Origin of the sequence: Sphingomonas sp. NIBR02145 (assembly GCF_027359115.1) — a bacterium.
GTDB lineage: Bacteria > Pseudomonadota > Alphaproteobacteria > Sphingomonadales > Sphingomonadaceae > Sphingomonas > Sphingomonas kyeonggiensis_A.
The window spans coordinates 3,074,882-3,097,311 of sequence record NZ_CP114791.1 but is presented as its reverse complement, the minus strand read 5'-3'; the positions used below and the strand labels follow the sequence as shown (position 1 = coordinate 3,097,311).

Below are 22,430 nucleotides of genomic sequence, written 5' to 3'. Positions count from 1 at the left end.
CCGTCTCTCCTTTGGGCCGCTCCTATCGATTCGGAGTCGAATCGGCTAGGCTTGGCGCATGCTGCTGCTCGCTCTCCTCCTCGCCGTCCCGGCCCCGCAAGACGATCCCGAAAAGCTCTACGGCGACTGGGTGGTGGCCTGCGACAATCTGCATGGCTGCGAGATGACTTCGCTCCAGCCGGGCGACCAGCCGGTGCCCGAGGACGATTCGGCCTGGGACGCCAGCATGTCGCTCACTCGCGCTGCCGGTCCGGCCGGCGGTTTCACCGTCGAGGTCTGGGCATCCGGCAAGCTGGGTGGCAAGGTCACGCTCAAGATCGACGATGCCGCGCTCGCCACCGCGCTCGCCAAGGATGAGAGCGTGATCTTTACCGGCGCCGACGCGGCGCGGATCGCCGCCGCCATGCCCAATGGCAAGGCGCTGGTGGTGGCGGGCGCAGACGGCAGGGTTGCCGCGCGCATCTCGCTTGCCGGCTCCTCGGCGTCCCTGCGGCATATCGATGCCAATCAGGGCCGAGCCGGCACCGTGACCGCAGTGGTGGCCAAGGGTAGCAGGCCGGCCGGCGTCGTGCCTGCCGCTCCGGTAGCCGAGCGGGTCATGGGGATTCGCCCTGCAGGTGCGCCGGCCGTCGTGACCAAGGCGATGCGCGCGGGCATGGAAAAGCAGAGCGAGTGCGGCGGGCTCTATGACGGCGCTGACAGCGTGCCCGAGGTCGAGACCTTCGCGCTCGGCGGCGGCAAGACGCTGGCGCTGCTGCCCTGCGGCGCGGGGGCCTATAATTTCAGCAGCGTCGCCTTCATCGTCGCGGGCGGCAAGGCGGTGCGCGCCGTGTTCGATGGCGGCGACGGCACGCTGGTCAATGCCGGCTTCGGCAACGGCCGGCTCTCCAGCTACAACAAGGGGCGCGGCGTCGGGGATTGCGGCAATGCCGAAGTCTATGTGTGGGATGGACGGCGCTTCCGGCTGATCGAGGCACGCTCGATGGGCGAGTGCCGCGGCTCGTCCAATTGGCTTATCACCTACCGCGCGACGGCGGTCTTCCGCTGAAAGTTGCGGGCGCGTCCCACTGGCCCTATGGGGCCGGCATGACCAACGCCCCCGATCCCGCACTGCTTGCCAAGGCCGAAACGCTCACCGAGGCGCTGCCCTATCTGCAGCGCTATGCCGGTGCGACTTTCGTCGTGAAATATGGCGGCCACGCGATGGGTGATCCGGAGCTGCAGCGCGACTTTGCCGAGGACGTGGTGCTGCTCAAGGCGGTGGGCATCAACCCGATCGTCGTCCATGGCGGCGGCCCGCAGATCGGCGCCATGCTCAAGCGCCTCGGCGTCGAATCGAACTTTGTCGGCGGCCTGCGCGTCACCGATGCCGAGACCGCGCGCATCGCGGAGATGGTCCTGGCCGGCTCGATCAACAAGGAAATCGTCAGCTGGATCGGCGCCGCTGGCGGTCGCGCCGTCGGCATCTCGGGCAAGGATGCCGGCTTGGTCACTGCCGAGAAGGTCACCGGCCGCGAGGCCGATCCGCTCCAGGGCATCGAGCGCCATGTCGACCTGGGCTTTGTCGGCGAGCCGACCGGCGTCAATCCGGCGATCCTGCATTCGCTGGCGGCGCAGGGCTTCATCCCGGTGGTCGCGCCGATCGCGCTGGGCGCGGACGGCCACACCTACAACATCAATGCCGACACGATGGCGGGCGCGATCGCCAGCGCCTGCGGTGCGTCGCGCTTCTTCCTGCTGACCGATGTCGCCGGCGTGCTCGACAAGCAGGGCGAACTGCTGACCGATCTCGATCCTGCACGCGTCGATGTGCTCAAGGCCGATGGCACGATCAAGGGCGGCATGATCCCCAAGGTCGAAACCTGCGTCAACGCGGTGAGGTCGGGCGTTGACGCGGCGGTGATCCTGGACGGGCGCATCCCGCACGCGATGCTGCTCGAGATCTTCACCCGCCAGGGCGCGGGAACGCTGGTCCACGCCTGATCCGGCACGCGCCGGGGTTGTTGCGGGGCGCGGCCTTGCCTAAGTTCCCGCCCAACCATTCTCGGAGATCGCCTTGTCCTTTCTCATCATGCTCCTGCAGGTCGCGCAGTATCTGCTGTGGGTGCTCAGCTGGATCATCATCGTCCAGGCGATCCTGTCCTGGCTGATCGTGTTCAACGTGATCAACACGTACAACGACTTCGTCCGCTCGGTGTGGCAGACGCTCGAGGCGATTACCCGGCCGATTTATCGGCCGATCCGGCGGATCATGCCCGATTTCGGCGCGCTCGACCTGAGCCCGCTGGTCGCCCTGCTGCTGATCATCATCCTCAAGGACTATGTGCTGAACTGGGCGATCGCCCAACTCGCTCCAGCCGTCTACTGATCGGCCGGTGCCGGCCTGGCGGCGCATCGCGGATGGGATCGAGATCGCGGTCCGCGTGACGCCGCGCGCGTCGCGCGATGCCTTCCTTGCCGGCACCGACGCGCATTTCGTGGCAAGGCTCGCCGCGCCGCCGGTCGAGGGTGCGGCCAATTCGGCGCTGGTGCCACTGGTCGCCAAGGCGTTCGGGGTAGCGAAGCGCGAGGTGACGCTGATCGCGGGCGATACGTCGCGGCTCAAGCGACTTCGTGTCGAAGGCGACCCCACAGCGCTGGAAGAACTGGCGCAACGTCTCTATGGCGGGGCGCATGACGGCTGACATCATCGACGGCAAGGCGTTCGCTGCGGGACTTCGCGCCCGCGTGGCCGAACTGGTTCCCGCATTCCAGGCGGCGGCAGGGCGCGTGCCCGGCCTGGCCGTGGTGCTGGTCGGCGAGGATCCGGCGAGTGCGGTCTATGTCCGCTCCAAGGGCAAGCAGACCCGCGAGTGCGGCATGGAGAGCTTCGAGCACAAGCTGCCCGCCGAGACGACGCAGGAAGCACTGATCGCGCTGGTCGATCAGCTCAATGCCGATCCGGCAGTGGACGGCATCCTCGTCCAGCTGCCGCTGCCGAAGCATATCGACGAGCAGGCGGTGCTGCTGCGGATCAACCCGGACAAGGACGTGGACGGCTTCCACCCGGTCAATGCCGGGCGGCTGGCGACGGGCCTGCATGGCTTCGTTCCCTGCACGCCGCTCGGCTGCCTGATGCTGCTCGAGGACCGGCTGGGCGATTTGACCGGGCTCGATGCGGTGGTGATCGGCCGCTCGAACATCGTCGGCAAGCCGATGGCGGCGCTGCTGACCCGGGCAAGCGCGACGGTGACCATCGTCCATTCCAGGACGCGCAACCTGCCGCATTATCTGAAGCATGCCGATATCGTCGTGGCAGCGGTGGGCCGGGCGCACTTCGTCAAGGGCGAGTGGCTGAAGCCGGGCGCGACCGTGATCGACGTGGGCATCAACCGCACCGATGCGGGCCTGGTCGGCGATGTCGATTTCGACAGCGCGGCGAGCGTGGCGGGGGCGATCACGCCGGTGCCGGGCGGCGTCGGGCCGATGACCATCGCCTGCCTGCTGCGCAACACGCTGGTGGCCGCACACCGCAATGCGGGCGTGGCACTTGAGAAGGGCACGATATGATTCTTGCCGCGCTGATCCTTCAGGCCACTGCTCCGCAGACTGCAGTGGATGCCGAGCGGGCGTTCAATGCCGCTGCGCAGGCCAAGGGGCAGTGGACGGCGTTCCGCGAATTTGCCGCGAGCGATGCGACGATGTTCGTGCCGCAACCGGTGAAGGCGCAGGATTGGCTGAAGGATCGCAAGGACCCGCCCAAGTCGGTCGAGTGGTGGCCGACGGCGAGCTATGTCTCGTGCGACGGCAGGTTGGCGGTGAATACCGGTGGCTGGAAGCGGCCGGACGGGTCGGTGGGTTATTTCAGCACGGTGTGGCGCAAGGAAACGGGCGGCAGCTGGAAATGGATCGTCGATGGCGGGGACGCCCTGAAGGAGGCGCGACCGCGCCCGGCAGAGCCGATCGTCGTACGGGCGACCTGCGGACCCGACGGGGGGAGCATCTCATCGATTGCCGCACCCGCCGATGCGAAGGTCGGTTATGGCGAGTCGCCCGATGCAACGATCAGCTGGTACTGGCAGGTTACGCCTGACGGCGCGCGGCACTTCAACGCCTCGATCTGGAACGGCGAGGCAGATACCTCCGTCCTGACCGACGACATCGCGGCGCCCGCCAAATGATCGAGCTTTTCATCTCCACCTTCATCACCTTCTTCGTGGTGATCGATCCGCCGGGCTGCGCGCCGATCTTCGCGGGGCTGACTGCGGGCACCAGCGTGGCGCATCGCCGCGCCATGGCGCTGCGTGCGGTGGTGGTCGCGGCGATCATCCTGTTCGGCTTCGCGCTGTTCGGCGAGGCGCTGCTGCGTGCGCTCGGCATCAGCCTCAATGCCTTCAAGATCGCCGGCGGCATCATGCTGTTCCTGATCGCGCTCGAGATGGTGTTCGAGAAGCGAACCGAGCGGCGCGAGGACCGGGCCGAGAAGATCAAGGCCGAGGAACCGACCGACATCTCGATCTTCCCGATGGCGATGCCGATGATCGCGGGGCCGGGTTCGATCGCCTCGACCATGCTCCTGATGTCGCAGAACAACGGCATCGAGCGCACCGCCGTGGTGCTGGCGGCTATGGCGGCGATTCTGGTGCTCACCCTGCTTGCGCTGCTGGCCGCGGGCCCGTTGATGCGGGTGGTCGGCGCCAAGATCGAGGCGGTGGTGTCGCGGCTGCTCGGCGTGTTGCTCGGCGCGCTGGCGGTGCAGTTCGTGATTGACGGGATCAGCGCCGCGCTGGTCGCCGGGCGGGCGGTTACGGGGCACTAGGTTTCGTCATCCCGGCCTTGAGTCGGGATCCCGCTTCTTCTTTGGCAGCCAGACAGCGGGACCCCGGCTCAAGGCCGGGGTGACGGTGTAGGTTAGCGAGTAGCGGCCTTCGCCGGCGCATCCGGCAAGTCGTAGCGGATCTTCCACAGCTGGAACGGCAGCGGCGTGCCCGGGCGGACTTCGCGCAGCGTCACCGGCTCGAGCCAGTTCGGCACCTGGCCCTTGATCAGCTGGGAGTAGAAGCCGTTGGGGCCGCGGGCGCGGTAGAGCGTCGTCTCGGACATGTTCGGGCAGATCAACAGATACTGCGCGCCATGCGCCTTGGCGATCGGGCGGAAGTTTGGCGTCGGCCAGGTGAAGGCGTGGTGGACGTCGAGGATCGCCCGGCCGTTGCGATGATAGGGGCCCGCGATCGCACTGTGGTGCGTGGTGACGATCAGGCGCGGCCCGAGATCGACATGGGTGAAGATCGTCGCGGCCGGGATGTCGTTGAGCATGCGCAGGTTGCTCAGCCGGGCGCAGGCGGCATTGGCGGCGACGATCTTGTCCGGTGCGGCAGGCTTGCCCGGCTTCACGCCCTTGTCCGCCGAGAAGAAGGGCATGACCAGGCCGGCCCAGAGGCCCGACAACAGCAGGAAGGCGAGGACGGTGCCGAACACCCGGATCAGCACGCCGAGGATGCGCGCGGGCACCGCGCCGATCCAGCGGGCGAAGGGCTCGCGGATGCCCAGGAACCAGGGCACGATCACCACCAGCAGCGCGACCGAGCCGGGCACGGCGAGCAGCTGTGCGGCCGGGGCGGCGCGGACCTGCCAGAGCAGCATCGCGCTGGCGAAGGCAGTGAACAGTGCAACCGCCGCCCAGCCGGCCAGCGCCTCGCTGCGGCGTGCGCGCCAGGTGGCGAACAGCGCGCCGATCACGCCGATTACCGGCAGCACCGCCATCGGGAAGGCGGTCTTGAAGGCGTGCTTGTAGATCGGCCGCGCCTCGCGGACATTGTTGAGCCAGGTATTGGCCAGCTCGTCGGACACCTGCTCGGGTCGGCCCAGGCATTGCGGGAAGAGCAGGGCGAAGCCGGCGACGATCACCGCGCCGGCGGCCGCGGCCACGGCGAGGCGGACCCAGCGATTGGCCGGGTTGAGCAGCGACAGCCCGAACAGCAGCGCGCCGGCGGCGATCATGACGGTGAGCCAGACCGGGGTGAGCGCGTCGCAGCGCAGCACCTGGTTGGCGTTGGAGGCAAAGACCGCGAAGCCGAAGGCCGAGCCGCCGCCGAGAGTCAGCGCATAGACCTGCATGCGGCGGACATCTTCGCGGTCCCAGATCCAGCGCAGCGCGATGATCGCCCCGGCCATCGCGCAATAGGGCAGCATCTCGAGCCCGATAGTGAGCGAGGCGGCGCTGGCCAGGCCGACCGTGGCGCCGCCGCGGGCGCGCTTCGGGTCCGCCAGACCGGCGACGGTGAGCGCCAGGAAGGCAAGCTGCCAGCCATGATGATCGATCCGCATCGGCGCGTACATCGACATGGTCGAGGTGCAGCCCATCAGCACGACCAGCGCCACCGGCCAGGCCCAGGGCGCGATCAGCCGGCGTACCGCGAGCGACAGGCCGGCCATCGCCACCGACAGGGGGAGCAACGGCGCGAGTCCGCACGCCCAGCGCTCCGCCGTGGCGATGCCGACGAACGGCTTGAAGGCGAGGATCAGCCCGGCGAGCGGCAGATCGACCAGGCGCGACCAGTGGATGTCCGCTCCGCCCAGCGCCGGATCGAGGCGATACTGGCGAAGGTCGTACCAGCCCTGGCCGGCCAGCCAGGCGCGGACCTGCATCAGCCGCATATTGTCGTCGGTATCGCCGAGCAGCAGCCAATAGATGTTGCCCTGGCGATCGTGGAGGAACCAGGCGACGACGCAGAGCCAGAAGAGCGCCATCCAGCGCAGCCAGTTGCGGTCCAATTCTCGATCGAGGCGGAACCCGCCCAGTACGTCCGGCTTCAAAATCGCTTCCCTCGCATTGATGCAGGCATTAGGGCCGGCGCTCGGCACTGGGCAAGCGATAGTGACAGCAGTACTCAAGCGATTTGAAGAGATGTGGGCGAATGGCGTGCTGGGGCAGCTCGTCCGCTTCGGCATTGTGGGACTGGCGTCGACTTTCGTCTATGCCCTGGTCTACTGGCCGCTCGCCACCTATGCGATCCCGCCGGTGCTCGCCTCGATCGCGGGTTTTCTGGTCGCGGTCGTGTTCGGCTATGTCTTCCACAGCCGCTGGAGCTTCAAGGGGCATGAGGCCGAAGGCGGCGTCGGCACCCAGTCCAAGTTCGTCGCGGTCCAGTCGGTCGGCATGGCGATGAACGCTACCTTCACCTGGATCTGCACCGGCCCGCTGCATCAGCCGACCTGGGTTCCGCTGCTGCCCGTGGTCTTCGTAACCCCTGTCGTTACCTTCGCGCTCAACCGTTATCTGGTGTTCAAATAAGATGGACCGCATCGTCTACGAGCGCATGGCCGCGCATGACACCACCCATTGGTGGTACCGCGCCCGCCGCGAGATCCTTTCCGACTATCTGACGCGCTACGGCGCGCTTCCAGACGGCGCGCGCATCCTCGAGATCGGCTGCGGCACCGGCCACAACCTGCCGATGCTCGCCCAGTTCGGCGAGATCGACGCGATCGAGATCGACGAGACCGCCGCCGCCAAGGCGAGCGAGCGGCTGGGCAAGCAGGTCGGCTCCTCGCCGCTGCCTGAGCTGACCGGTGTGGCCGATGCGAGCTACGACCTGGTCGCGGTGCTCGACGTGGTCGAGCATGTCGAGGACGATGTCGCGGCATTGAAGGCGATCGCGCGCGTGCTCAAGCCGGGCGGCAAGATCCTGATTACGGTGCCCGCGCACCAGTGGATGTGGAGCGCACATGACGTGGTGAACCACCACAAGCGCCGCTATTCCAAGGGCACGCTGGTCGCTTCGCTGCAAAAGGCGGGGCTGGGCTGGCGCAAGCTGCTCTGGTTCAACTCGCTGCTGTTCCCGGTCGCCGTGGCGGCGCGCTTCGTCGGCAAGCTGACGGGCAAGGACGACAGTGACGATTCGCCGCCACCCAAGCCGCTCAATGCCGCGTTCGAGGCGGTGTTCGGGCTGGAGCGCCACCTGCTCGGCCGGCTGCCGATGCCGCCGGGCCTGTCGATCATCGTGCTGGCCGAGCCGAAGAAGTAACCGTCATCCCGCCTTTCGCCAGGATGACGGAATTGGACTAGCTCTCGCTGCGCGGCGTCACCGGCGAGACGCTGACTTCGCCCGAATCGGCGTAGCGATAACCGAGCGAGGCGTGGCCCATCACGGGGCCGGCGACATCCGCCACGATGTAGAGCGGACGGCGCTTGGACTCGACGTACAATCGGCCGAGATATTCGCCGATCATGCCGAGCACGAACATCTGCACCGCGCCTAGTACCACCACGACCAGCATCAGCGAGGTCCAGCCCGGGATCGCCGCGCCCATCAGCCAGCCGGCGACGATGTAGAGCACCAGCAGCGCCGACAGGCCGGTAAGGATCAGGCCGACATGGCTGGCGAAGCGCAGCGGCGCGGTCGAGAAGCCGGTGATCGCGTCGAGGGCGAAGCGGATCATCTTGCCGAGCGGGTATTTGGTCTCGCCGGCATGGCGCTCGTGCCGGTCATAGGGGAAGGGCACCTGCTTGAAGCCCACCCAGGCGACCATGCCGCGGATGAAGCGCGCCTGCTCGGGCAGCGACAGGAAGGCATCGAGCGCGCGCCGCGTCATCAGGCGGAAGTCGCCGGTGTCGAGCGGGATCGGCGTGTCGGTGATCTTGTCGAGCATGCGGTAGAAGAAGGCAGCGGTGATCTTCTTGAAGATCGTCTCGCCGTCGCGCTTGCGGCGGACGGCATAGACCACGTCGGCACCCTGCGAGCGCATCGCGGCGCGCATGTCGGTCAGCAGCTCGGGCGGATCCTGGAGATCGGCGTCGATGATCAGAATCTCGTCGCCCGAGCAGAGGTCGAGCCCGGCGGTGAGCGCGAGCTGGTGGCCGTGGTTACGCGACAGGTTGATCGCGACGAGGCGGGGGTCGCCGGCCGAGAGGCGCTGCATGACTTCCCAGCTCTTGTCGCGCGAACCGTCGTTGATCAGCACGATCTCGTAATCGTCGCCCACCGCTGCCTTGGCCGCGCCGGAGACGCGACTGTGCAGCATCTCGAGACACTGCTCTTCATTGTAGCAGGGGATGACGACGGAGAGCTTGGGACGCTTTTGCATGACCGGACGCTCTAACGCTGCGACGGGCCGACGTCGAGCGGCCCGTTGCACAGGCTTGTGGACACGGATGTTTGCATCCGTTGCGCGAGTCGTCCTTCGGCGGAAGCCGGAAACGATATCGTCCGCGAGAGCGGCGCGGTTGCGCCAGCAGACGCATCCAACCGCGAAAGGTTGCGCGGCTCCATCGCGCCCGTGGCGGAACCCGCGCATTTCCGGGCGTTCGCGCAGTGCTGCGCTTGGGATCCACTGAGTCAAAGAGCGGCCCTGAGGCTGTAAGAACATTAGCGGAACAAGGCCCTGTAGGACAGGCCTTTCACCCGGCGACCTCGTTACGGGGTTGACGCTCTTTGCCCCCGCGCCTAACGAACACGCGATTGAGAATCACTTGCATTAGCATAAAGGGGTTTACGGGCATGGGGCGGCATATCGCGCTTGGGGTCAGTCTTTGGGCGTTGGCGGCGGCATTGCCGGCGCAGGCGCAGGACAAGAAGGACGCCGAGCAGCAGGACTCGACGATCACCGTCACCGCCACGCGCATCCCGGCCGACGTCAAGGAAGTGCCCGCCACGGTCACCGTGATCGACGAGCGCAAGATGGCCGATGAGCTGACCACCGACATCAAGGACCTGGTCCGCTACGAGCCCGGCATCAGCGTGCCGCGCGGCCCAACCCGCTTCGGCGCGGCGCAGGGCACCACCGGCCGCGCGGGCAATGAAGGCTTCGTCATCCGCGGCATCGGCGGCAACCGCGTGCTGATCCAGGTGGACGGCGTGCGCGTGCCCGATGGCTTCGCCTTTGGCGCGCAATCCACCGGGCGCGGCGACTATGTCGACCTCGGCCTGGTCAAGTCGGTCGAGATCCTGCGTGGCCCGGCATCGGCGCTGTACGGCAGCGATGGCCTGGCTGGCGCGGTGAGCTTCACCACCAGCGACCCCGCGGACTTCCTGCAGGGCGACAAGAAGGTCGGCGGGCTGGCGCGCGCCGCCTATAGCTCGGCGGACGATGAATTCTCCGAGACCGGCGTGATCGCCGGCCGCTTCGGCGACCTGTCCGCGATGGTCGCCTATACCCGCCGTGACTATCACCAGCTCGACAACAAGGGCACTAGCGGCGGCATCGGCACGGCCCGCACCGAGCCCAATCCGCAGGACGGCCACTCCAATGCGGCGCTCGGCCGGCTCGTCTATGAGCCCGACGCACACAACCGCTTCCGGATCACCGGCGAATATGTCGACAGCCGGCTCGCCACCAATGTGCTGACCGGGCTTACGCTGCTGCCGGCCACCGGCACCACCATCGACCTGCTGCAGGCGCGCGACACCAGCAAGCGCGGCCGCATCGCCGGCGACTGGACCTGGAACGGCGAAGGCACGCTCGAGTTCGCGCGCCTCAGCGGCTATTGGCAGAACAGCAACGATCGCCAGTTCACCGACGAGGACCGCAGCCCCGTCGCCGATCGCGAGCGGCTCAACACCTTCGAGAACCGCGTCTATGGCGCCTCGGGCGAAGTGCGCCTCGGCTTTGGCGCGGAAGACGGGCTGCGCGCCAAGCTCACGCTGGCCGGGGATATCAGCTGGACCAACCAGAAGGGCCTGCGCGACGGCGTGACTCCGCCCGCGGGCGAGGCCTTCCCGACGCGTGCCTTCCCCGAGACCGACTATATGCTCGCCGGCCTGGTCGCCGCTGCGGAAGTCACCTTCGGGCCGCTGACGCTCTATCCCGCTCTGCGCTTCGATGCGTACAAGCTGACGCCCGAGAAGGATCCGCTGCTGCCAACCTTCGTCGCATCGGGCCAGGACGGATCGCGCGTTTCGCCCAAGGTGGGCGCGGTGATCAAGCTGACCGAAGGCGCCCGGCTGTTTGCCAACTATGCCCAGGGCTTCAAGGCGCCCGAGCCGAGCCAGGTGAACAACTTCTTCGCCAATCCGCCGGTCGGCTACACCAGCATCTCGAACCCGAACCTGAAGCCCGAGACCAGCGAGAGCTTCGAAGGCGGCTTCCGCTATTTCAACGACTTCGTTTCGTTCGACCTGACCGGCTTCTACGCCCGCTATCACGACTTCATCGACCAGGTGGAAACGACCGGCCGCCCGTTCCCGTCGCCGGCCAATCCCTGGATCTACCAGTGGCGCAACCTGGGCGGGGTGAAGATCCGCGGCTTCGAGGCGCGCACCGAAGTGCGCCCGGTGAAGGGCGTGACCGCCACGCTGGCGCTGTCCTATGCCCATGGCGACACGATCGGCACCAATGGCGCGAAGCTGCCGCTCCAGTCGGTCGATCCGCTCAAGGTGGTGGGCGGCATCGGCTATGACGCGGCCGACCGGCGCTTCGGCGGCCGGCTGATGGCGACCTATGGCGGGCAGAAGGAGATCGCCCGGACGCGCGGATCGAGCTGCTACACCGGCACGGCGCCGGGCTGCTTCACCGGCACCGACTTCGTCACGCTAGACCTCACCGCCTATGTTCGCGTGACCAACGACGTGACGCTGCGCGGCGGCGTGTTCAACCTGACCGACCGCAAATACTGGCTGTGGCAGGACATTCGCGGCCTGGCCGCGAGCTCCACGGTGCGTGACGCCTATACCCAGCCGGGCCGCAACGGCTCGGTCTCGATCAGCTATCGTTTCTAACCCCGCTTCTGAGGACCAAGATCATGAAGCTGCTGCTCCCGATTGCCCTTTCGCTGCTCGCGCCGATGCCGGCGCTGGCCCAGACCACCGGCGCCGCTCCGGTGGCAAAGCCCGCCTTCGAGGCGGACCGCTCCGACATCCTGGCGATGGCCGGCACCTACAAGGTGAAGTTCGACATGCAGGAGAGCACCTCCTGGCGTGCCGACTACACCCCGATCCCGGTGAAGGTGTCGGGCGGCAACGAAGTCGTCCGGGTGATCGAGGACAATGGCAAGACCATCCGCCTCCAGCACCTGCTCGTCGTCGACATGGGCGAGGGCAAGAAGATGGTGATCAAGCACTGGCGCCAGGACTGGCAGTATGAGCCGGCGAAGGTGCTGGTCTATTCGGACCGCGACGCCTGGACCTGGACCGACGTGCCCGCCGCCGAGCGCAAGGGCGCCTGGTCGCAGACCGTCTACCAGGTGGATGACTCGCCGCGCTATGGCGGCTGGGGCAAGTGGGTTGCGGTTGGCGGCCAGCGCCGCTGGGTGTCGAACGAGACCTGGCGCCCGCTTGCCCGGCGCGACGCGGTGCGCGGGCCGGTCTATGACCGCTATCTGGGCGTCAACCGCCATGCCGTCTCGCCGGCCGGCTGGATCCACTGGCAGGACAATCTGAAGATGGACGGCGCCACCACGCCGGTCGTCCAGGAATATGTCCTCAACAGCTACACCAGGTTCAGCGACTTCGATGTGAAGGCGGCGGACGATTACTGGGCGGCGACCAAGGGCTATTGGGCAGCGATCCGCGGTGAATGGGACCGGATCGCCGCGACGAAAAAGGGCATCCGCATCACCGAGGAAGCCGATCACGGCACGGTGATCGCCGGCCGCGTGCTCGAGATCGCCGACGAGATCCAGCAGGGCAAGACCAGCGAGGCCGACGGCATCAAGACCGCCAAGGCGCTGATGGATCAGGCGACGAGGGCCGCCAACTAGAGTTCCCCCTCGGGAAAAGGCCCGCTTTCCTTGGTCGGAGCGGGTCGGGGGTGCGCACGGTTCCCAAGCCCGTGCGCACCCCCTTTTTTACCTGCGTTACAGCGCGGCGAGCATGAAGGTCAGCAACTCCTCGTAGCGCAGGCTGTAGCGCTCCCCGCCCGGCACGAAGGGCCTCAGGACGTTGTCGTCATCGTCCAGAAGCTCCGGCTGATCCGCCCATGTGTCGTGGCAGAAGAGGCCATAGGCGTGGGCGTCCAGCCCTTCCTGGGCAAAGGCGTCCCGCACCTCCTGCGCGATGACGCCGAAATGCCACCGGGCATCGTCGCCCTTGTCCGCGACGGCGTCCCGGAACTTGTAGGCGCGGACCAGCGCCTTGCAGCGGATGGCGGCCGCGCGCTCCGCCGCGTCGAGGTCGCGGATCTGCTCCTTGGCATTGGCGTCGGAGGTGGAGATCGTGCCGCTGGCGGCATAGATGGTCGACCAGCGCAGCGGCCCGGAGCCGTTGGTGACGGTATTATCCGCACCTGGCTCGATCGCATTGCCGCCGCCGCGACCGACGAAGAGCAGCGTCACGCCATGGCCGCCCAGGGCGATGCCGCCGGCCGCATTGTCGTTGGTGAGATAATGATCGCCGGTGGCCGAGGTCTGGAAATAGCCGACCCGGGTGCCGTTCGCCCTTTCGAAACGGAGCTGGACGACATCCGATCGGAAGTTCGCCGCGATGTTCGATGCCGCGACGATGCTGGCGGACTGGATATTGATGCAGGGATCGCTCGGTGTCGGGTTGATGCCGAAGCCGATGCGGCCCGAGCGGATGCAGACCACGCCGGACAAGGTACCGTTGATATCGCCCTCGACGTCGATCAGCGTGCCCGAAGCGTTGGCACCGAAATAGGTGCCGAGCTTTCCGCCGGTGGCGATGCGGGATGCGATCAGGGTGGCGCGGCCGCGCTCGACATGCACCTGCCGGGCGGCGCCGGCGACGACCTGGCACCCTGCCATCAGCAGGTTCTTCGTGGTGTCGGCGCCGTTGTAGTAGAGGTTGTACTGGCCGGGATTGGCTTCGAAGTGCGAGCCGAAATAGTTGATGTTGCCGGCATCGTCATGTTCGGTGACCTTGATCCCGTCGCTGTCGGTTCCGAGCTGGTTGTTGCCTTCGATCTCGGAATTGAAGAAGTTGACGATGCCGTTCGGATTGGCGTGCGAATAGCCGCCGCGATCATTGTTGATCGCGCGGAGCCCGAAAAAGCCCAGGCTGTTGGGCGCGAAGCTGGCCGTTTCGCTCAGGTGGAAGCCGAAGCCGCTGTCGCGAAGCGTCAGGCCGTAAAAGTCGCTGATCAGGCCACCGGTGGTTTTCAGGGCGTAGTCATAGCTCGAGATCAGGCCGTCCTGGACATAGACATCGGCGGTGTCGTTGACGGCGATGCCGACCGAGCTGGTCGTCGTGCTGCGGTCCGGACCGGTGAGATTGAGGTTATGGAGCCGGAGGTTCAGCCGATATTCCGGAGCCGGATCGCTCAGGTCGCCCAGCTTCAGCGCCGGCCCATCCTGCGTCGACGTAATCTTGACGTTGCCGGCGTCCAGCGCCGCGGGGCCGCCGAGGTCGCCCTTGATGACGATCGGTGTGGTGATCGTGGTCGGAGTGGTGGGGAAGGAAGGCAGGGACATCGCGATCTCCTTTGGTTGCGAATCGATGTTCCCATTATGTTCTTAGTCAGAATCCTACATTGCAAGCGCCGGAATCAAGGGCGCCGGGCCGGCGGATGACGGGCAATGGGCTTGACCAATGTAATAGTACAACATAACGGTGATTTTTGCGCTGCGGCATGTGCGGCGGCGCGCTATGGTCGTGTTGGCGATATGAGCTTGCGGTATCAGCGGAGCGCCTGGGCGCGTGGCGGAGGTCGGCTTGCCGGCCTGCGCGCGCTCTGGGCGGCGATGCTGCTGCTTACGCTGTTCGCCTTTGGCTGGCAGAGCTTCGTCACCCAGACCCATCGGCATTTCGGGCAAGCTGGCGTTTCGCTTGCGCTGTCCGTCCAGCAGCTGGGCGGGACCCGCGTCGAGAAGGGTGGGCAGGCGCCGGCCGATACGCCGGACAATTGCCCGATCTGCCAGGAAATCGCGCATGGCGGCGCCTATCTGCTGCCCGCGCCGATCGCCTTCCAGCCGCCGGCGGCACTTGCCGCCTGGTTTGCCGTCACCCTGCTGCTCGCGCTGGCGCTGCGCCAGCAATCGCATGCCTGGCGCAGTCGCGCGCCGCCCCTCCGCTCCAAGGCCTGAACCCACATAGTCGCGAAGGGCAGAGCATGCCCTCGCACCCCGCCGGGCCGCTGATGCGCGCCCGGCGCCAAGGTCCTTGGAGTTTGTCTACATGCGCTATCTCTTCCTGCTGGGCGCGGCTTCCGCTGCCCTGATCCCGGCCGTCGCTTCCGCGCAGGACGCGCCTGCCTCGCCGCCCAAGCCTGACAGCAACACGATCATCGTCACCGGATCGCCGCTGGGCTCGCAGACGCCGACGATCGTCGCCACGGTCGATCGCGACACGATCGTCCAGACCGGCGGCGGCAATATCGCCGATGCGCTGAGCCAGGTGCCCGGGATCGCCGGCACCGGCTTTGCCTCGGGCGCGAGCCGGCCGATCATCCGCGGCATGGACGCGACGCGCGTGCGCATGCTCGAGGATGGCAGCAGCGCTTCCGACGTCTCCGATATCGGCCCCGATCACGGCGTGCCGATCGATCCGCTCTCGGCGCAGCGCATCGAGGTTGTGCGCGGTGCCGCGACGCTGCGCTATGGCAGCCAGGCGATCGGCGGCGTGGTCAATGTGCTCAACAACCGCGTGCCGACCGAGCTGCCGACCAAGGACCTGTCGGGCGAGCTGAGCGGCAGCTATGCGACCAATGCCGATACCTGGCAGACGGCGGGCCTCGTCGATGCCAAGGCCGGCGACCTCGCGCTGCACGCCGACGGTTTCTATCGGCATGCCGGCGACTATGAGACGCCGCTCGGCACGCAGGAGAACAGCTTCGTGCGCGGCTGGGGCGGGTCGCTGGGTGGTTCGGTGTTCTTCGGGCCGGACAAGGGCAGCCATATCGGCGCCGCGGTGATCCACTACGACAGCGAATACGGCATCCCGGCCGACACCGCCTGGATCGACATGCGCCAGACCAAGGTGATCGGCCGCTCGTCGTTCGCGCTGGGCGACGGTCTGCTCAAGTCGCTCGACGTCGATGCCAGCTATGGCGATTACCAGCACCAGGAGAAGAACCCGGACGGCTCGGTCAACACGACCTTCAAGAACAAGGAGTTCGACAGCCGCGCCGAGCTGCTGCTCGGCCAGATCGGCTTCCTCTCCAAGACCGCGCTCGGCATCCAGGTGGGCCACCGCGACTTCTCGGCGATCGGCGCAGACAGCTCGTATTTGTCGCCGGCGACGTCGCAGAGCGAAGCGGCCTATCTGTTCACCGAGATCCCGCTGAGCGGTGTGCTGCACATCCAGGCGAGCGGGCGGGTGGAGAATGTCCATATCGAGGGCACGCCGGCATCGGACGTGTTCACCAGGCGCGACTATACGCCGTTGAGCGGGGCGATCGGCGCGCTGCTCGAAGTGACGCCGGCAGTGAAGCTGGGCGTGACCTTCTCGAGCACGGGCCGCGCGCCGGCGCTGACCGAGCTGTTCGCGCGCGGCGGGCATGACGGGCCGCAGACTTTCGAGACGGGCGACCCCGCGCTCAAGATCGAGCGGGCCAATTCGCTCGAAGGCACGATCCGGGTGAACTCCGGGCCGTTCCGCTTCGAAGGCAGCGTCTATGGCACCTGGTTCCACAACTACATCTATGGCGACCTGACCGGGCGGACCTGCGACGATGACGGCGCGTGCGTGGTCGGCGACAGCGAGGAGCTGAAGGAGCTCAACTACGACCAGCAGGGCGCGCATTTCTGGGGGCTGGAGGGCGACCTGCGCTACCAGCTGTTCAAGACTGCGGCCGGCGGGCTCGAGGCACATGTGCTGGGCGATTATACCCGCGCCAAGCTCGACGACGGCAATAATGTCCCGCGCATCCCGCCTTACCGGATCGGTGGCGGGCTCAACTGGAAGAGCGACCGGTTCGATGCCGGCTTCCTGTGGATGCATGTCGGCGAACAGGACAAGTTCGGCGTCTTCGACACCCCGACCGACGGCTACAACAACCTCAGCGCCAATCTGGCGGTGCGGCCGTTCAAGAGCCAGCCCGGGATCGAGCTGGCGATCGTGGGCCAGAACCTGACCAACGACGTGATCCGCAACGCATCGGCCTTCAACAAGGAAGATGTGGTGATGCCGGGGCGCACCGTCCGCTTCGTGCTGCGCGTCGCCACCTTCTGAGCCGCCGTGCCGCCGCCGTGACGGGTTCGCGGCGGCGGTGCCGTGCAGGGAGATTCCCATGCGTTGCGTACCGCGGGAGAGGGGCGTGTCGCGGCTCGACTGGTTCGAGCGGGCGGCGGCGAGTGCGTCGATCCTGTGCCTGATCCATTGCGCCGGGCTGCCGCTGCTGCTGGCGGTGCTGCCGGCATTGTCGCGCGTGCTCGCGCTCCCCGAGAGCCTGCATCTGTGGCTGCTCGCCTTTGCCGTGCCGGCTTCGGGATCGGCATTGTTCTTCGGCTTCCGTCAACACCGGGCGTTGTGGCCGGTCCTCGCCGGCACGATCGGGCTGGCCCTGCTGGCTGTCGGCGCGTTGCTGCTGGAGGGCGGGCGATACGAGACGCTGGCGACGATGGCGGGGAGCATCAGCCTGGTCGCCGCGCATGTCGGCAACTGGCGGCGGCGCCATGGCGGGCGGCCGCATGGCGGGTAGGAAGCGCGGCGCCGGCTTCCTCCACGAGCGGGTGCTGCGGCTGCTCGAGCTGCGCTACCCACGGCCGCTGACCGGGCTCGAGCTGGTCGAAATGCTGCTCGACACGGGCGAAGTGGTGCCGCCGAGTCAGGTCTATCGCGCGCTCAAGCGGCTGATCGACGCGGGCGAGGCGTGCAAGGTGCTGGTCGCGGGCGGCTATGTGCCGGCCGGTCCGGCGCCAGCGATGCTGTTCTGGTGTCGCGGCTGCGGGACGGTGCACGCGGTGGCGTGTCCGGAACTGTTCGCGCGGCTGGAGGCGGGGGCGACTGAGGCGGGGATGCGCGACGTGCGCAGCGTGATCGAGGTGCCGGGGCTCTGCGGCAGGTGCGCAGGGCGGAACCCGGCCTAGCTCCGCTCGGCCGAGCTCACCACATCGGCTGCGCGGAGCGCCGCGAGCAGGCGCATCAGATGCGCGGCATTGCGCACTTCCAGGTCCATCGTGTTGGTGTGGAACGTGGTGTCGCGATTATCCATGCGCAGGCCGAGGATGTTCGCCTTTTGCTGGCCGATCAGCGTGGCGACCGCGCCGAGCGCGCCGGGCTCGTTCTTGAGCGTGATCTCGATCTGAGCGATGCCGCCCTCGGCCTTGTCGCCCCAGGTCAGATCGACCCAGTCTTCCTCGATCGTGTCGGCCAGGCTCGGGCAATCGATGCGGTGGACCTCGATCGGCTCGCCGGGGCGGCGGATGCCGACGATGCGGTCGCCAGGCACCGGGCGGCAATCGGGCGAGAAATGGAAGGCCACGCCGGGCGTGAGGCCCTTGATCTCGATCGCGTGCTGCTGCGGCGGCAGGTCATGCTCGTCCTCGCCCTCGGTCGAGCCGGGCATCAGCGCTTCCATCACCTGGAAATCGGTGAACTGGCGGCGCGCGATCGCTTCCATCAGCGTCGCCTCGTCCTGGACCTTGAGGCGCTTGAGCGCATCGGGGATCGCGCTTTCGCCCGGCGGCGTCGGCAGGCGCTCGACGATCTCGTCATAGAGCTTGCGGCCGAGCGCGATCGTCTCCTCGCGCTCCTTCAGGCGGATATGGCGACGGATCGCCGCGCGCGCCTTGCCGGTGATCGCGAAGTTGAGCCAGTTGGCCTGCGGCTCCTGCGCCTTGGAGCGGAGGATCTGGACCTGGTCGCCCTGCTCGATCTCGGTGCGCAGCGGCACGACGCGGCCATTGATCTTGGCGCCCACCGCCTGGTCGCCCAGGTTCGAGTGCACCGCATAGGCGAAGTCGATCGGCGTCGCGCCCTTGGGCAACTGGATAAGCTCGCCCTTCGGCGTGAAGGCGAAGATCCGGTCCTGGTACATCGCCATCCGGGTATGCTCGAGCAGTTCCTCGGGGCTGTCGGCATGCTCGAGGATTTCGATCAGGTCCTTGATCCAGCTGACCTGGGTATCCGGACGGACATTGCTGGTCTTGTAGGCCCAGTGGGCGGCGAGGCCGTACTCGGCCTGGGCATGCATGTCGCGCGTGCGGATCTGGATCTCGATGCGCGTGTCGCCAGCATGCATGATCGTGGTGTGCAGCGAGCGATAGCCGTTGCGCTTCGGCGTGGAGATGTAATCCTTGAACCGGCCCGGCACCATCGGCCAGCGGCGGTGGATCACGCCAAGCGCGCGATAGCATTCCTCTTCGGTATCGACGATCGCGCGGAAGGCCATGATGTCCGAAAGTTGTTCGAGCGACACGTGCCGCTCCGACATCTTCTTCCAGATCGAATAGGGATGCTTCTCGCGGCCGGTGATCTCGGCATCGATGCCGCCGCGCGAGAGGAGCAGTTTCAGGCCCGAGGAGATCTTGGCGATCCGGTCCTCGCCCTCGACCTTGAGGCTGTCGAGCCGTTTGGAGATCGATTCATAGGCTTCGGGCTCGATCTCCCGGAAGGCGAGCGTCTGCATCTCCTTCATGAACTCGTACATGCCGATCCGCTCGGCGAGCGGCGCGTAGATCTCCATCGTCTCGCGGGCGATGCGCTTGCGCTTGTCCGGGTTCTTGATGTGGACCAGCGTGCGCATGTTGTGCAGCCGGTCGGCCAGCTTGACGAGCAGCACGCGGACATCGTCCGACATGGCGAGCAGGAATTTCCGCAGATTCTCGGCGGCGCGTTCGCTCTCGGTCTGCGCCTCGATCTTGGAGAGCTTGGTGACGCCATCGACCATGCGCGCGACATTGTCGCCGAACAGGCGCTGGATGTCCTCGGGCGTGGCAACCGTGTCTTCCACCGTGTCGTGCAGGATCGCCGTGACGATCGTCTCGTCATCGAGGTGCAGGTCGGTGAGGATGCCGGCCACTTCGATCGGGTGGCTGAAATAAGGGTCGCCCGAGGCGCGCTTCTGGGTGCCGTGCGCATTCACCGAGAAGACATAGGCCCGGTTGAGCATAGCTTCATCGGCATCGGGGTCGTAGCTGAGGACCCGGTCTACAAGTTCATATTGACGCAGCACGATATCTAAATGGGGCGCGGCGCTGCTGCTTTGCAATGAAATTGAGCGCGATCCGGGAATTTCGGACCGCGCTCAATCACTTTAGCCGAACTGGTGTGGCGCCGGCGCCATAGGCTCAGTGCGCCTTGGCGTTGCACTTCTCGAGGCTGGCGGCGTCGAAATCGGTGCCATTGGCGCGGAAGGCCGAAAGCTTGCCGACTTCACGGGCGACGAGCTCGCAGACGATGCCGTCGCGGGCATTGGCCTTGGCGGCGGTGCAGGTGCCGCCATTGCACTTCCAGAGGGTCGAGCGGGTGACGAGGCTGGCCTTGGCCGGCGCGCTCACCGGAGTGGCGGCGTAATAGCCGTTCGGGGCACCCTGCGCGATGCCGGCGGCGGGGACGAGGGCCAGCGTGGCCGCGGCCGCTGCGGCGAAGAAGCGGGTCATGGAAACCTCCTGGGGTCGAATCACACTGCAACGGGTGTTGCGACTCAATATCTAATTGACATAAAGGTAAGTTGCAACGAGAAACTATTGCTGCAATGCAAGAAGTTACGGCATTCCGTAGCGTCATAAATTGCGATAGGGTGACAAGTCATGGGTGGTGCCATTCGAGAGTCCCTGCGCCAGCTGGCGAATGACTGCAGCCTTCCGGCGGCACTGGAAGCGATGGGCGAGCGCTGGTCGTTCCTGATCCTGCGCGGCTCGTTCAACGGGCTTCACCATTTCGAGGAATTCCAGTCCGAGCTGGGCATCGCGCGCAACATCCTCGCCAATCGGCTGGCGCGTCTGGTCGACAAGGGAATCCTGGTCCGCGAGCCCTGCGCCGACGATCGCCGCAAGATCGAATATCGCCTGACCGACAAAGGCTATGCGCTGCTGCCGGCGATGATCGCGCTCAGGCAATGGGGCGAGCGCTGGGAGACCGGCACCCCGGCCTATCCAGTGCTGGTCGATGCCCGCGACAGCCGCCCGATCCGGCCGGTGCAGGTGCTGAGCCATGACGGGCGCGCGCTGGGCAAGGGCGACCTGCTCTGGGCGCTGCCCGAGGACGTTGTGCGCGACGAGGAACTGGCCGAGGTGAAGGCGGCGGAGTAAATCTCTTATCCTCCCCCTGGCGGGGAAGGACTGAAGGTTAACCGCCCAACGCCTCCAGCCGGGCGCGGACGCCATCCGGGATCGGCTTCGACTTGCGCGTTTCCAGGTCGACATGGACGCTGACCATCTCGATCTCGGTGTGCAGCTCGCCGGTACTGGCGTGGCAGAGTTCGATGCGCATCGTCATGCTCGAGGTGCCGATGCGCTCGACGCGGGCGAAGCCTTCCACCATGTCGTCGAAGACGAAGGGCTTGCGGTAATCCACGCGCGCTCTGACGACGTTGAACTCGGCGTCGAGCCAGTCGGGGCCGATATCGCCCAGGTCCGCCCAGCGCCAGAATTCGCCGAGGGTGACGTCGGCATATTCGAGATAGCGCGAGTTGAAGACGATCTTCTGCCCGTCGATCTCGGAATAGCGGACACGGAAGCGGGTGGAGAATTGGAAGCCTGGGCGCATGGCGGTGGGTTGGCGCGGTGTGGGCGGCGCGTCAACCTGGGCGGTTCCCCGGCGAAGGCCGGGGGGCAGGATTTCGCTTCCGTGTCGCCTGAGGCCCTGGGCCCCGGCTTCCGGGGAACAGGAGGGAAGGCTAGGTCAGCAGCTTGACGCCGACGATCGCCAGCACCGTCGCCAGGATCGGCGTGAGCACCCGGTCGGACACGCGGGTCGCGATAAGGCTGCCGACGACGATGCCGGGGATCGAGCCGAGCAGCAGCGCCACCAGCAGGTTCAGATCGACCGAGCCCATCGACCAGTGGCCGAGCCCGGCGATGAAGGTGAGCGGCACGGCGTGCGCTATGTCCGAGCCAACCAGCCGGGCGACCGGCGAGCCGGGATAGAGGACGAGCAGGGCGGTCATCCCCAGCGCGCCGGCGCCGACCGAGGTGAGCGAGACCAGCACGCCAAGTACCACGCCGAGCAGCACGGTGAGCGCCGCCACCACCTGCTCGTCGAGCTTGGCGAAGCGCCGGCCCGCGGCGCGGACGATCTGGACACGGAACAGCACTGCAACTGCGGTGAATACCAGCGTGGCGCCGAGAATGACGGAGATCAGGTGCCCGGTATCCTTGGCGTCGCGGTGGGCGGCGGCGAGATAGAGCAAGGTGAGGATCGTCGCGGGTACGCTACCGGTCGCCAGCCGGCGGACCACTCGCCAATCGACCGAGCCGCGCCAGCCATGAACGGCGGTGCCGACCGCCTTGGTGCCCGAGGCATAGAGCAGGTCGGTGCCGACCGCGGTGGCCGGGTGGAAGCCGAAGGCGAGGACGAGCAAAGGCGTCATCAGCGATCCGCCGCCAACCCCGGTCAGCCCGACAAGCAGGCCGACCAGGATCCCGGCCAGCGAATAGAGCAGGTCGATATGCAGCA

Annotated in this window: 23 protein-coding genes; 16 read left to right on the top strand and 7 right to left on the bottom strand. The window is 66.9% G+C overall.

Annotated elements, in window-relative coordinates:
* The first annotated feature begins 58 nt into the window (after positions 1–58).
* The 7 genes from O3305_RS13790 to O3305_RS13760 all read left to right on the top strand — a co-directional run bounded on the left by O3305_RS13790 (position 59) and on the right by O3305_RS13760 (position 4,798).
* Entirely contained in the window at positions 59–1,048 is a 990-nt protein-coding gene (locus O3305_RS13790; protein WP_269573065.1) for a DUF1176 domain-containing protein, read from the top strand.
* A gap of 38 nt (positions 1,049–1,086) precedes the next feature.
* The gene (gene argB, locus O3305_RS13785) at positions 1,087–1,983 is read left to right on the top strand and encodes an acetylglutamate kinase (protein WP_269573064.1); all 897 of its coding nucleotides are present in this window, start codon (positions 1,087–1,089) and stop codon (positions 1,981–1,983) included.
* Between the two features lie 88 nt (positions 1,984–2,071).
* Positions 2,072–2,368: a YggT family protein gene (locus O3305_RS13780; protein ID WP_184165130.1), complete on the top strand. Its 297-nt coding sequence runs from the start codon at positions 2,072–2,074 to the stop codon at positions 2,366–2,368.
* Positions 2,369–2,375: 7 nt separating this feature from the next.
* Positions 2,376–2,684, top strand: a complete 309-nt coding sequence (locus tag O3305_RS13775) for a DUF167 domain-containing protein (RefSeq protein WP_269573063.1) — start codon at positions 2,376–2,378, stop codon at positions 2,682–2,684.
* The gene (gene folD, locus O3305_RS13770; RefSeq protein ID WP_269573062.1) at positions 2,674–3,549 is read left to right on the top strand and encodes a bifunctional methylenetetrahydrofolate dehydrogenase/methenyltetrahydrofolate cyclohydrolase FolD; all 876 of its coding nucleotides are present in this window, start codon (positions 2,674–2,676) and stop codon (positions 3,547–3,549) included. The genes O3305_RS13775 and folD overlap by 11 nt, the downstream gene beginning before the upstream one ends.
* Positions 3,546–4,160, top strand: coding sequence for a Cif family virulence factor (locus tag O3305_RS13765; RefSeq protein ID WP_269573061.1), 615 nt, complete (start codon positions 3,546–3,548; stop codon positions 4,158–4,160). The genes folD and O3305_RS13765 overlap by 4 nt, the downstream gene beginning before the upstream one ends.
* A complete protein-coding gene (locus tag O3305_RS13760) occupies positions 4,157–4,798 on the top strand; it encodes a MarC family protein (RefSeq protein WP_184164160.1) in 642 nt (213 codons plus the stop codon). Before O3305_RS13765 ends, O3305_RS13760 begins: the two co-directional genes overlap by 4 nt.
* 92 nt (positions 4,799–4,890) lie before the next feature.
* Here O3305_RS13760 and O3305_RS13755 read toward each other — a convergent pair whose 3' ends face one another.
* Complete coding sequence (locus O3305_RS13755) at positions 4,891–6,729, bottom strand: AcrB/AcrD/AcrF family protein (RefSeq protein ID WP_269576520.1); 1,839 nt, start codon at positions 6,727–6,729, stop codon at positions 4,891–4,893.
* Positions 6,730–6,856: 127 nt separating this feature from the next.
* Here O3305_RS13755 and O3305_RS13750 point away from each other — a divergent pair, with 127 nt between their 5' ends.
* Positions 6,857–7,273 (top strand): GtrA family protein, encoded by a 417-nt coding sequence (locus O3305_RS13750; protein WP_311768414.1) that lies wholly within the window; start codon positions 6,857–6,859, stop codon positions 7,271–7,273.
* A 1-nt stretch (position 7,274) separates the two neighbouring features.
* The gene (locus O3305_RS13745) at positions 7,275–8,006 is read left to right on the top strand and encodes a class I SAM-dependent methyltransferase (protein WP_269573060.1); all 732 of its coding nucleotides are present in this window, start codon (positions 7,275–7,277) and stop codon (positions 8,004–8,006) included.
* Positions 8,007–8,043: 37 nt separating this feature from the next.
* On the opposite strand, the gene O3305_RS13740 is transcribed toward O3305_RS13745, so the two are convergent.
* Entirely contained in the window at positions 8,044–9,003 is a 960-nt protein-coding gene (locus tag O3305_RS13740; RefSeq protein ID WP_269576519.1) for a glycosyltransferase family 2 protein, read from the bottom strand.
* 476 nt (positions 9,004–9,479) lie between these two features.
* On the opposite strand from O3305_RS13740, the gene O3305_RS13735 reads away from it, so the two are divergent.
* The gene (locus O3305_RS13735) at positions 9,480–11,696 is read left to right on the top strand and encodes a TonB-dependent hemoglobin/transferrin/lactoferrin family receptor (RefSeq protein ID WP_269573059.1); all 2,217 of its coding nucleotides are present in this window, start codon (positions 9,480–9,482) and stop codon (positions 11,694–11,696) included.
* A gap of 23 nt (positions 11,697–11,719) precedes the next feature.
* Positions 11,720–12,676 carry a DUF6607 family protein gene (locus O3305_RS13730; protein WP_269573058.1) on the top strand — a complete coding sequence of 319 codons (957 nt, stop codon included), beginning with the start codon at positions 11,720–11,722 and terminating at the stop codon, positions 12,674–12,676.
* 96 nt (positions 12,677–12,772) lie between these two features.
* Here the strand turns inward: O3305_RS13730 and O3305_RS13725 are convergent, their stop codons facing one another.
* Positions 12,773–14,344, bottom strand: coding sequence for a tail fiber domain-containing protein (locus O3305_RS13725; protein ID WP_269573057.1), 1,572 nt, complete (start codon positions 14,342–14,344; stop codon positions 12,773–12,775).
* 192 nt (positions 14,345–14,536) lie between these two features.
* Here O3305_RS13725 and O3305_RS13720 point away from each other — a divergent pair, with 192 nt between their 5' ends.
* The 4 genes from O3305_RS13720 to O3305_RS13705 all read left to right on the top strand — a co-directional run bounded on the left by O3305_RS13720 (position 14,537) and on the right by O3305_RS13705 (position 17,899).
* Positions 14,537–14,956, top strand: a complete 420-nt coding sequence (locus O3305_RS13720) for a DUF2946 family protein (RefSeq protein ID WP_269573056.1) — start codon at positions 14,537–14,539, stop codon at positions 14,954–14,956.
* 91 nt (positions 14,957–15,047) lie between these two features.
* The gene (locus tag O3305_RS13715) at positions 15,048–17,042 is read left to right on the top strand and encodes a TonB-dependent receptor domain-containing protein (protein ID WP_269573055.1); all 1,995 of its coding nucleotides are present in this window, start codon (positions 15,048–15,050) and stop codon (positions 17,040–17,042) included.
* 58 nt (positions 17,043–17,100) lie between these two features.
* Positions 17,101–17,511, top strand: coding sequence for a MerC domain-containing protein (locus O3305_RS13710; RefSeq protein WP_269573054.1), 411 nt, complete (start codon positions 17,101–17,103; stop codon positions 17,509–17,511).
* Positions 17,462–17,899 carry a Fur family transcriptional regulator gene (locus O3305_RS13705; protein WP_269573053.1) on the top strand — a complete coding sequence of 146 codons (438 nt, stop codon included), beginning with the start codon at positions 17,462–17,464 and terminating at the stop codon, positions 17,897–17,899. The genes O3305_RS13710 and O3305_RS13705 overlap by 50 nt, the downstream gene beginning before the upstream one ends.
* Here O3305_RS13705 and O3305_RS13700 read toward each other — a convergent pair.
* The gene (locus tag O3305_RS13700; RefSeq protein ID WP_269573052.1) at positions 17,896–19,986 is read right to left on the bottom strand and encodes a RelA/SpoT family protein; all 2,091 of its coding nucleotides are present in this window, start codon (positions 19,984–19,986) and stop codon (positions 17,896–17,898) included. The two genes, O3305_RS13705 and O3305_RS13700, sit on opposite strands and share 4 nt — an antisense overlap.
* Before the next feature lie 115 nt (positions 19,987–20,101).
* On the bottom strand, positions 20,102–20,413 hold the full coding sequence (locus tag O3305_RS13695; RefSeq protein ID WP_184164190.1) for a CC_3452 family protein: 312 nt from the start codon (positions 20,411–20,413) through the stop codon (positions 20,102–20,104).
* Between the two features lie 150 nt (positions 20,414–20,563).
* On the opposite strand from O3305_RS13695, the gene O3305_RS13690 reads away from it, so the two are divergent.
* On the top strand, positions 20,564–21,064 hold the full coding sequence (locus tag O3305_RS13690; protein ID WP_184164193.1) for a winged helix-turn-helix transcriptional regulator: 501 nt from the start codon (positions 20,564–20,566) through the stop codon (positions 21,062–21,064).
* A 37-nt stretch (positions 21,065–21,101) separates the two neighbouring features.
* Here the strand turns inward: O3305_RS13690 and O3305_RS13685 are convergent, their stop codons facing one another.
* The gene (locus O3305_RS13685; RefSeq protein WP_269573051.1) at positions 21,102–21,521 is read right to left on the bottom strand and encodes an acyl-CoA thioesterase; all 420 of its coding nucleotides are present in this window, start codon (positions 21,519–21,521) and stop codon (positions 21,102–21,104) included.
* Between the two features lie 130 nt (positions 21,522–21,651).
* Complete coding sequence (locus O3305_RS13680; protein ID WP_269576518.1) at positions 21,652–22,428, bottom strand: sulfite exporter TauE/SafE family protein; 777 nt, start codon at positions 22,426–22,428, stop codon at positions 21,652–21,654.
* Between the last annotated feature and the right edge of the window lie 2 nt (positions 22,429–22,430).

Coding starts and splice junctions, on each gene's coding strand:
- O3305_RS13790 (WP_269573065.1), top strand. CDS start 59: ATGCTGCTGCTCGCTCTCCTCCTCGCCGTCCCGGCCCCGCAAGACGAT.
- argB (WP_269573064.1), top strand. CDS start 1,087: ATGACCAACGCCCCCGATCCCGCACTGCTTGCCAAGGCCGAAACGCTC.
- O3305_RS13780 (WP_184165130.1), top strand. CDS start 2,072: ATGCTCCTGCAGGTCGCGCAGTATCTGCTGTGGGTGCTCAGCTGGATC.
- folD (WP_269573062.1), top strand. CDS start 2,674: ATGACGGCTGACATCATCGACGGCAAGGCGTTCGCTGCGGGACTTCGC.
- O3305_RS13765 (WP_269573061.1), top strand. CDS start 3,546: ATGATTCTTGCCGCGCTGATCCTTCAGGCCACTGCTCCGCAGACTGCA.
- O3305_RS13760 (WP_184164160.1), top strand. CDS start 4,157: ATGATCGAGCTTTTCATCTCCACCTTCATCACCTTCTTCGTGGTGATC.
- O3305_RS13755 (WP_269576520.1), bottom strand. CDS start 6,729: ATGGCGCTCTTCTGGCTCTGCGTCGTCGCCTGGTTCCTCCACGATCGC.
- O3305_RS13745 (WP_269573060.1), top strand. CDS start 7,275: ATGGACCGCATCGTCTACGAGCGCATGGCCGCGCATGACACCACCCAT.
- O3305_RS13740 (WP_269576519.1), bottom strand. CDS start 9,003: ATGCTGCACAGTCGCGTCTCCGGCGCGGCCAAGGCAGCGGTGGGCGAC.
- O3305_RS13735 (WP_269573059.1), top strand. CDS start 9,480: ATGGGGCGGCATATCGCGCTTGGGGTCAGTCTTTGGGCGTTGGCGGCG.
- O3305_RS13730 (WP_269573058.1), top strand. CDS start 11,720: ATGAAGCTGCTGCTCCCGATTGCCCTTTCGCTGCTCGCGCCGATGCCG.
- O3305_RS13725 (WP_269573057.1), bottom strand. CDS start 14,344: ATGTCCCTGCCTTCCTTCCCCACCACTCCGACCACGATCACCACACCG.
- O3305_RS13720 (WP_269573056.1), top strand. CDS start 14,537: ATGAGCTTGCGGTATCAGCGGAGCGCCTGGGCGCGTGGCGGAGGTCGG.
- O3305_RS13715 (WP_269573055.1), top strand. CDS start 15,048: ATGCGCTATCTCTTCCTGCTGGGCGCGGCTTCCGCTGCCCTGATCCCG.
- O3305_RS13710 (WP_269573054.1), top strand. CDS start 17,101: ATGCGTTGCGTACCGCGGGAGAGGGGCGTGTCGCGGCTCGACTGGTTC.
- O3305_RS13705 (WP_269573053.1), top strand. CDS start 17,462: ATGTCGGCAACTGGCGGCGGCGCCATGGCGGGCGGCCGCATGGCGGGT.
- O3305_RS13695 (WP_184164190.1), bottom strand. CDS start 20,413: ATGACCCGCTTCTTCGCCGCAGCGGCCGCGGCCACGCTGGCCCTCGTC.
- O3305_RS13690 (WP_184164193.1), top strand. CDS start 20,564: ATGGGTGGTGCCATTCGAGAGTCCCTGCGCCAGCTGGCGAATGACTGC.
- O3305_RS13685 (WP_269573051.1), bottom strand. CDS start 21,521: ATGCGCCCAGGCTTCCAATTCTCCACCCGCTTCCGTGTCCGCTATTCC.